This window comes from Mesorhizobium sp. PL10 (assembly GCF_053714315.1).
The window spans coordinates 1-8,051 of sequence record NZ_JBSKBR010000070.1; the positions used below are offsets into that span (position 1 = coordinate 1).

Consider the following 8,051-nt stretch of genomic DNA (forward strand, 5'->3'; position numbering starts at 1 on the left):
TGAAAACAACATACTACGGTTCACTTGCCATTGGAATCCCGCAGACTTTTTGCACAGTCTGATTTTGGTGGACACCTCATGCGGCAGAGACCTCGAAGCGAAAAGGTGCCAGGAAATTAGCGCTTACACCGAAAGTGTTGATGCTTCGACTGGGATGGCTGAGGACCGCTGTCTTGGTTCGGGGGTGGATGGCAGGGCGGCGGATCAGCATGGCGACACGGTCAGAACTGACAGAGGCGATTGTCGAGCGGTATCGAGGGGCCCATCGAGACGACAAGCGCCGAATTCTGGATATAGCGCGACAAACCGGGAGAGAGGACGTATTGCCTCACCAAGGAATGCTCCCGAGCGTTTCTTCCGTTGCCTCACCAGGATGTTCCCCACGACTGGGACGCTCAGGTGGTCATTGTCTTGACGATCGTGACCGCCGGCGGCGTACCAAACACCATCGCGTGAGCCTTTTCCTTGCGCCATATCTTCACCCGGCGTTGCAGTGTGCGCAAAAGGAGATCGGGGTACTTCTCTGGGTACTCCGCCTGCAGACGCTCGAGCAGTTCCCGGCTCGTCCGCCACGGTTCTTCGTCAAACCAAGCACGCAATTGGTGGGTGACTCCTGCAAAAGGATCAGGTCGCCGCCGTTCTCGCTTTTGCTTTGGTTTCAGCTTCGCGGTGGGGCGGATTTCGCCCTCCTTCCACGCAGTTCGCAATCCTGAGAGGAACCGATCGAGCGCGGGCTCGGTCACGGGCGCCGGTCTGGGCGATTGATCGGCGATGGCGACAAGACGCTGTTGTGCCGATCTCATGTCCCTCAGCAGCCTGACGGGGTCCAGCCGCGCATAGATTTTGCAACAGCTCCATACGAACGGATTCCGGCGTCCGCGAGTCTTCCAGCAGCCGCCGGCACGGTGTTGCCGGAGGGGTGATACCGCTTGCGCACCCGGGCACCGTCACGTTCCTTTTCAGCCAGCTTGAACGACGGCTGGAAGAAGTTCACGAACAGCCGCACCGTCGCATAGAGTCGCGCGAGGGCTGCGGCGGCTTCAATTCCCTCCAGCCGGCGATAGCCGACAATGCGGCGAACAACGGACGCCGTTCTTCTGCACGACAAATGCCTGGTCATTCTTGCGGTAAGGCCGGCAGCGGGTGAACTCGATGCCACCGTCCCGGCAGTAATCGCGCACAGTCTCATTCAGGAACACGCTGTCATTGTCCGTGTCGAAGCCGAGAAGTTTGAATGGCAGGAGGCACCGCAGTTCCGTCAGCACCTCGCTCAGCAGCTTTTGCTCGCGGACAAGCAGGGAGCGCATTCCGTCCACCCGCTCGCAATGTCGGTGAGACAAAGCGTTTGAATAAAGCTGCCGCTCGTCACCGGTCCACTGTGCGCCACCAGGTCAGCCTCGACAAATCCGGGCGGAGGGTCCTGCCAGTCGGAGAAAGTACGGATCGGAATGCTTCGTCGTAGCGCCGTGGATACCGCGCTGCGGCGCCGTGCCCGTCCTCCGGCGGTCTCCCGAGCTTCGCGAAGAACACGGTCGATTGTCGCCGCGCTCATCGTCAGAAGCCGAGTGCGGATTTCCGCGATCAAACGAAGATGTCCGTGACGCTCCATCGCCTCGACCAGAATCGGAACCAGCGCCTTCAGTCGTTTGCCGCAGATCCGGTCCGACGCCTCCCACAGCACGATCAGCGCTTCACGAACGGCATCGTCATAAATACGGCGCTCGGGCCTCTCCGAACGAGACGGAGACGGGCCCTTCCGCAACAGCCGCATTGCGTGCTTGCGGTGAAACCCGCTCACGGCAACAAATTCGTCGAGAATGCGCGCCTTTTCAGCACGGCCGACCCGCACATAACGCTCCCTCACCGCATTCACCAATTCATTCCGTGTCGCCACGCTCACCCGCCTCATCTGATCTGCTCCTGCCACACAACTGCTGGGAGCAGATCAGATGAGGCAACGGCTTAACATTCAGGAGCAATTCAGACGAGGCAATGCGCTCTCTCACGTTGATCGCCGCGCCGCATCTGGATGAATTCGTTGCCGTCACCGGCTACCATCGCAAGCACGCGATCCGTGTCCTGAACCGTCGCGAAAAGAAGCCACCTTCGCATAAGACTCATAGCCTCCGTTATGAGAGCGATGTGCGCGAGGCGCTCATCGTGTTGTGGAAAGCCTCGGAGCGGCTGTGCTCCAAACGTCTTAAACCGTTGATACCTATCTTGTTGCCAGCGCTCGAGCGGCACGGCCGTCTAGAACTCAATGACGCGCTCCGCTCTAAGCTGCTGACGGTAAGTGCGGCAACTATCGATCGGCTTCTAACAGAAGTCCGTCTGGTCGCTCGCGGAGGTCAGCGCCGCCGGGCGGGTATGAGTTCGGCGGTCCGCCGCTCGGTTCCGGTGCGCACCTTTGGAGATTGGAATGATCCGCCACCCGGCTTCGTCGAGGTCGACTTTGTGGCGCATTCCGGCACGTCTTCCTCGGGCAGCTTCGTGCAGACGATGGTGCTGACCGATATTGCCACGGGCTGGACCGAATGCGTTCCGGTCCGCACGCGTGACAGCGGCCATGTGATCGTGGCAATCAAGCAGGCCCGCTCGCGGTTTCCCTTTCCGCTGCTGGGTGTCGACTTCGATAATAACAGCGCGTTCATGAACGCGTTGGTCGTCTCCTGGTTTGCCGCAGCGAGGACTTGGAGGTGACACGCTCTCGCGCCTATCGAAAGAACGATCAAGCGCATGTGGAACAGAAGAACGGCGCCATCGTGCGGCGCTTGGTGGGGTATGGCCGGTTTGTCGGCGCGAATGCGACGGCTGCTCTTGACCAGCTCTATGCCGTGGTGCGGCTGTACGGCAATCTGTTCCAACCATCATTCAAGCTGCAGGACAAGACACGGATCGGCGCCCGTGTGGTCAAGCGCTATCATCCGCCAGTTCCACCGGCAGCCCGTGTCCTTGCCCATCCGAGTGTGGCCGAGATTGACAAGGAGGGGCTACGGGCCTTGCTGGAAACAGCTGACCCGGTGCTGCTGTTTGCCGGCGTCCGTGCCGCGCAGGAAGAGCTTAGAAAACGGGTTGATCGGCGTGGCGTGAATGCGAAGATTGAGGAGCCGGTCGCTATCGATCTCCAGCGCTTCGCAGCGAATCTGAAAACAGCGTGGAAGAACGGGGAGACGCGACCAACGCATCGGCGACCATATCGTCGGACCAAACCCTGGCCGAAAAGACCCAGCATGTATGAGCCCTTCGAGGCCCGGATCAAGGAATGGCTGGAAGAAGAGCCAACCCTCTCGGCAGGGACCGTGCTGCAACGCCTGACTGAAATCGATCCAACTCGCTTCAAAGAAAAGAACATCAGAATGGTGCAACGGCAGGTGAAAGTCTGGCGAATGGAAGTGGCTGGACTAGACATCCTTGATGGCGGCTGGATAAAGAGCTTGGCCGTATCACCTGCCGCCGCGGCGGCAGGTGATACGGCCATCTCCGCATTCGCCGCCCTCGGTAACATTCCTCGGTGAGGCAATAGGGGGGCAATTTCTCATTTCGCCCGACAGGCCTCGCGGAGGACATCAGGTAAGCCAACGATTAGGTGGAGGCGGCGATCACGGCAGAGCCGCAAGACCGGCAACTTCAAGAAGATGAGCACCACCGATCCGGACCCTACGATGGCCATCAACGCACGCGACAGGCGACTGGCCTACAAGCAGCATGCCATCATCGATGCGTCGATGATCTGCACGGTGTGGTTCACGACGTCGCCGTGACCACCGGTTGAGTCGTGGGACAGGTCATTGTTAAACGGTCGACGCTGTCATGGAGAGGACGAGGTTCACGATCGTCACGGCCGACGCCCGCTATCAATGCCGTGACCCCCTCGTGAGGAGCCAAACTGGGCAAGTCAGTCCACGTTTTGTGTACGTCGTGCATCCGTGATTCTTTGGTTCGGCTTACGACATTCTTGTCCAATTCCGGGCAAAACAGTTGGCGAACTCTCGCCAGCAATCCCTCTCCGCCTCAGAAACAGTGCGATTGTATGGTCTTAAGTCAAGTGGCGCGACGCTTGCGTCAGTCACCGGGGCAGAGAAAGCACGTAGAAAACTAGGAGAACGTCAATTGCGAAGCTGCTTGCAAGGGCCTCAGAAGATCGTGCGGGTTTCCGCTGATTGTCGGGTGCCCCTCCCCTATAGGGCCCGCTGCTACATGGTTGTATTGGGCGCTGATCCGATTCCGATGCACCTACGCTTGGTGGCGGCCGATTCGCCGTTGATCGATCTTTATGCACGTTTTCGTGCCGAAGAAGCCCATCAAATGTCTACCCAAGGCAACGCTGACGTCTCGGTTGCAATATCCCATCATGCGCCAAACCGCCACAAACGCAAACCACTCCGGGCTGCACGGATAGGGTCGGCAGGCTTTGTCCGATTCTGAGAACCATCCCAAAGGGATGAACTCTACTGGACGAACTTCTTGGAGCCTGCGCTTTGCCATCCTTGGCGGCGCCTTTCGTTTGGATATTGGAGGAACGCCATGCAGTTGGCCGGTGATCAGAAATTGGAAGCCTATCGGCGCATGCTTCGCATCCGTCGGTTCGAAGAAGAGGGCATGCGACAATTTAAAGCAAACAAAATCCCGGGTTGGTTCCACTCGAGTGCCGGCCAGGAAGCCACCATTGTGGGCGCATGCTTAGCCTTGCGAGATGGGGACGCTATGACCGGCACGCATCGTTCGCATGGCCATCCTATCGGCAAGGGTGCCCATTTGGATGCGCTTATGGCCGAACTGATGGGAAAGGAGGGCGGCATTTGTAAGGGGCGTGGCGGCTCCATGCACTTTGCAGACAAATCGATCGGGATAATTAGCGAATCCGCAATTGTCGGAGGGGGTATTCCGCTCGCCACAGGGTGCGCCTTCAGTGCCAGAGTCCGCGGCGATGATCAGGCCACGCTTTGCTTCTTCGGCGATGGAGCGGTTAACCAGGGAACTTTCCATGAGAGTCTCAATATGGCGGCTCTGTGGAAGCTTCCCGCTATCTATCTTTGCGAGAACAACGGCTACGCGATAACCACCTCGTTGGCAAACAGCCACGGCCAGACAGACATCGCTCTGCGGGCTGCCGGCTACGGGATGCCAGGCGTGCGGGTGGACGGGCAAGACGTAAACGCCGTCTACGAAGCGACCACACAAGCTGTGGCACGAGCGCGCGCGGGCGAGGGCCCCACCCTCATAGTGGCTGATACCTACAGATTCGACGATCACAGCTTCCGCTTGGTTGTCCGACCGGTACCCTATCGAACCGCGGAGGAAGTGGAGAGATACAAACTGGAGCGTGATCCGATTTCGCTTTACCGGCATTCCCTCCTAAATGAAGGGATTTCTGAAGATAAGCTTGAGGCGATCGAGGATGAGGTCAATGAATCTGTCAAGCAGGCTGCAGAGTTTGCTTTGAACAGCCCCATGCCGAGCCCAGACACACTGTCCGATTTCATGTTCAAATCACCCCTTGCTGGCCACGACAGCACGATGGCTCGTTGAGAGAATCTAAACTATGCAAAATACTGAGCGAAATCTAGCCGTCGCATCGGCCACCCGTGTTCAAATCAGCTACCTCCAAGCCCTGATGCAGGCCCAATTCGAGGAAATGACCCGCGATGAACGCGTTATTCTTATGGGAGAAGACATCGCGGTATATGGCGGCGGCAATCTCATCGATCAATTCGGCAGGAGTCGAGTCTGGGACACGCCCATATCAGAAGGCAGCTTCACCGGAATGGGGATCGGGGCTGCCATAAATGGATTACGTCCAATCGTAGACCTGTCATACGCCAGCTTCCTCTATCTCGCCTCGTGTCAGATAGTCAATCAGGCCACGAAATTGAGATATATGACGGGCGGCCAGGTGCAAATTCCTATAGTCATTCGTTGTTGTATGTTCGGAATTGGCAACAATGCAGCGCAGCACGCTGACCGGCCTTATCCGTCTTTCATGAATGTTCCAGGTCTTAAGATTATTTGCCCGGCCAGTGCAGCAGACATTAAGGGGCTGATCAAATCGGCCATTCGCGACGATGACCCCGTGCTCATCTTTGAAGACAACCGATTGTGGGCGATAAAGGGAGACGTGCCTACAGATCCCGATTATTTGATTCCAATCGGGAAGGCAGACGTGAAGCGCGAGGGGAAAGACGTGACGCTGATCGCCATCGCGGGGGCGATTCTTCCAACGATGGAAGCTGTCGAGGCGCTTGCGCAAGAGGGCATCTCCGTGGAAGTTATCGATCCGCGCACGTTGAAGCCCCTCGACCATGCCACGTTCAAAACCTCGGTTGCAAAGACCGGTAGACTTCTTATCGTCGAGAACGCTCACCGCGTCTGCAACGCTGGCAGTGAAATCGCCGCGGTGATGGCGGAGGAGGCGTTCGACCTATTGAAGCGACCGATCATCCGGCTGAGTGCTCCCGACATACATGTGCCATTCAGCCCTGCTCTCGAGCAGGATTTCTATCCGACGAAAGACCGCATCATGGCAGCCGTTCGGCGACTGCTCTGATATTTCAAATTGCGAAAAGTGTGGAAGCAAGATGGACCGTTCTAGACTAAAGGCCGCACAAAGGCTTGTTGAGTTCGCCCTCTGCGCTTTCAGAGATTTTGGGAGGGAAAAGCATAATCCATTCATCGCCTCCGGCGAGGCGTTGGTGCATCGATCCCAACCAGGAGGGGTTCTATTCTTTGATGACGATGACTATGCTGCCTTTGCGTAGCGCCGGACGGATTTCGGGCGTGCGCAGTCAAGCATATGGTTGAGGAGAGGACGGCGCAGCCGATGGCGACCTCCGTCTGCTGAGCATGAAACGACCGGCCCCACAGGCGTCGTCCGATGATGGCCTTGTATCGTCCGATGGCAGTCTCGACTAGCGCGCGCTTGCCATAGCCGGCGGTGGCTTGCCACTTCATCCGACCGTCTCTGTTAATTGCGGCGATATGCTGATCCCTTTGGTCGAGAAACTCGTGGCCGGCCGGTTCGACCGCGTTTGCGCGCGGCGGAATGACGATCACGGCATCGGCGCTATGGATCGCGTCGTAGGTCGGCTTTCCGTCATAAGCGCCGTCGGCGGTGAACTGTCCGATCGGACCATCGATCTGGCCGAGCAATGGTGCCACCTGGGAGGCGTCACCCGTGTCCTGGTCGGTCATCGTGTGAGCGATGATCTCGCCGCTATCGGCATCCACGGCCAGATGCAGCTTGCGCCAACCCCGACGGGATCTGGCGCCACGCTTCTCCTCCAGCCATTGCCCTGCGCCATAGACTTTGAGGCCGGTGCTGTCGACAAGAACATGGACCGGTCCGTCCAGTGGAACCGGAGGATCGCGCCGCCTGTTGGGCGATTGCCATGTCCGCGCCCGACGGCTGAGTGTCGTATGGTCGGGCACGGCGAGATCCAGGTCCATCAATTGCAGCACCGATCCAAGCAAACCTTCCGTCTGGCGCAGCCGCAGGCCGAACACCAGGCCGAGCGTCAAGGCGGTTTCGATCGCCAGATGAGAATAGCGGGGCTGGCCGCCTCGCGTCGTTCGGCATGGGGCCATCCACATGGCGATCACCTCAGGCGTCAGCCACAAGGTCAAGCTGCCGCGCCGCCGAAGTCCCGCCTCATATTCCTGCCAGTTCGTCACCCTGAATTTCATCTTGCCAATGCGATGGCGGCGGGTGGCGTTGTGCTTGAAAGGCATGGATACGACGACTCGGTTATTAAGCTTGCCGCTCGCCTACGCCAGTTCGATTAATGATCCGCGCACCAACGCCGCGTAGATGCCAATTCGAATAATTTGTTCCGCGGACGGTTTCCTTTGCTTGAGATCTGCAACGCCCTCATTGGCACATCGATGCCGTGCGGGGGCCGTCCACCCCAACATCATGCGGCGGCCTAACGTCGACCGTGAAGAGAAACGAGTGACCCCCGGGGCGACAAGATCCGGAAAAATATCAGGAGGAGCTCAGGGGAATCGGGTGAGTTAATTTTCACGAGATGAGGCTGACGAGAAAGTCCTCGTTCCAT

The 8,051-nt window shown here is 58.3% G+C and carries 5 protein-coding genes and 3 pseudogenes; 6 read left to right on the plus strand and 2 right to left on the minus strand.

Going from position 1 to position 8,051, the window contains the following annotated elements; translation table 11 throughout:
• Window positions 1–395: 395 nt before the first annotated feature.
• Window positions 396–1,909, minus strand: a pseudogene (locus tag ACWGTO_RS32290) (transposase).
• An 83-nt stretch (window positions 1,910–1,992) separates the two neighbouring features.
• Between ACWGTO_RS32290 and ACWGTO_RS32295 the strand changes: the two are divergent.
• The 5 genes and pseudogenes from ACWGTO_RS32295 to ACWGTO_RS32315 all read left to right on the plus strand — a co-directional run bounded on the left by ACWGTO_RS32295 (window position 1,993) and on the right by ACWGTO_RS32315 (window position 6,544).
• Complete coding sequence (locus tag ACWGTO_RS32295) at window positions 1,993–2,700, plus strand: hypothetical protein (RefSeq protein WP_454578781.1); 708 nt, start codon at window positions 1,993–1,995, stop codon at window positions 2,698–2,700.
• Entirely contained in the window at window positions 2,697–3,515 is an 819-nt protein-coding gene (locus tag ACWGTO_RS32300; RefSeq protein ID WP_454578782.1) for a hypothetical protein, read from the plus strand. The genes ACWGTO_RS32295 and ACWGTO_RS32300 overlap by 4 nt, the downstream gene beginning before the upstream one ends.
• 87 nt (window positions 3,516–3,602) lie before the next feature.
• Window positions 3,603–3,769, plus strand: a pseudogene (locus ACWGTO_RS32305) (IS5/IS1182 family transposase); the annotation flags it as partial.
• 755 nt (window positions 3,770–4,524) lie between these two features.
• Entirely contained in the window at window positions 4,525–5,529 is a 1,005-nt protein-coding gene (locus ACWGTO_RS32310; protein ID WP_454578783.1) for a thiamine pyrophosphate-dependent dehydrogenase E1 component subunit alpha, read from the plus strand.
• A 13-nt stretch (window positions 5,530–5,542) separates the two neighbouring features.
• The gene (locus ACWGTO_RS32315) at window positions 5,543–6,544 is read left to right on the plus strand and encodes an alpha-ketoacid dehydrogenase subunit beta (protein WP_454578784.1); all 1,002 of its coding nucleotides are present in this window, start codon (window positions 5,543–5,545) and stop codon (window positions 6,542–6,544) included.
• A 192-nt stretch (window positions 6,545–6,736) separates the two neighbouring features.
• On the opposite strand, the pseudogene ACWGTO_RS32320 reads toward ACWGTO_RS32315, so the two are convergent.
• Window positions 6,737–7,680 (minus strand): annotated as a pseudogene (locus tag ACWGTO_RS32320) (IS5 family transposase).
• On the opposite strand from ACWGTO_RS32320, the gene ACWGTO_RS32325 reads away from it, so the two are divergent.
• Window positions 7,586–7,804, plus strand: coding sequence for a hypothetical protein (locus tag ACWGTO_RS32325; protein ID WP_454578785.1), 219 nt, complete (start codon window positions 7,586–7,588; stop codon window positions 7,802–7,804). The pseudogene ACWGTO_RS32320 and the gene ACWGTO_RS32325 overlap by 95 nt on opposite strands.
• Window positions 7,805–8,051: the final 247 nt, after the last annotated feature.

Bases quoted from the DNA above. Each gene is read 5' to 3' on its own strand.
- ACWGTO_RS32295 (WP_454578781.1), top strand. From the start codon at position 1,993: ATGCGCTCTCTCACGTTGATCGCCGCGCCGCATCTGGATGAATTCGTT.
- ACWGTO_RS32325 (WP_454578785.1), top strand. From the start codon at position 7,586: ATGGCGATCACCTCAGGCGTCAGCCACAAGGTCAAGCTGCCGCGCCGC.
- ACWGTO_RS32315 (WP_454578784.1), top strand. From the start codon at position 5,543: ATGCAAAATACTGAGCGAAATCTAGCCGTCGCATCGGCCACCCGTGTT.
- ACWGTO_RS32310 (WP_454578783.1), top strand. From the start codon at position 4,525: ATGCAGTTGGCCGGTGATCAGAAATTGGAAGCCTATCGGCGCATGCTT.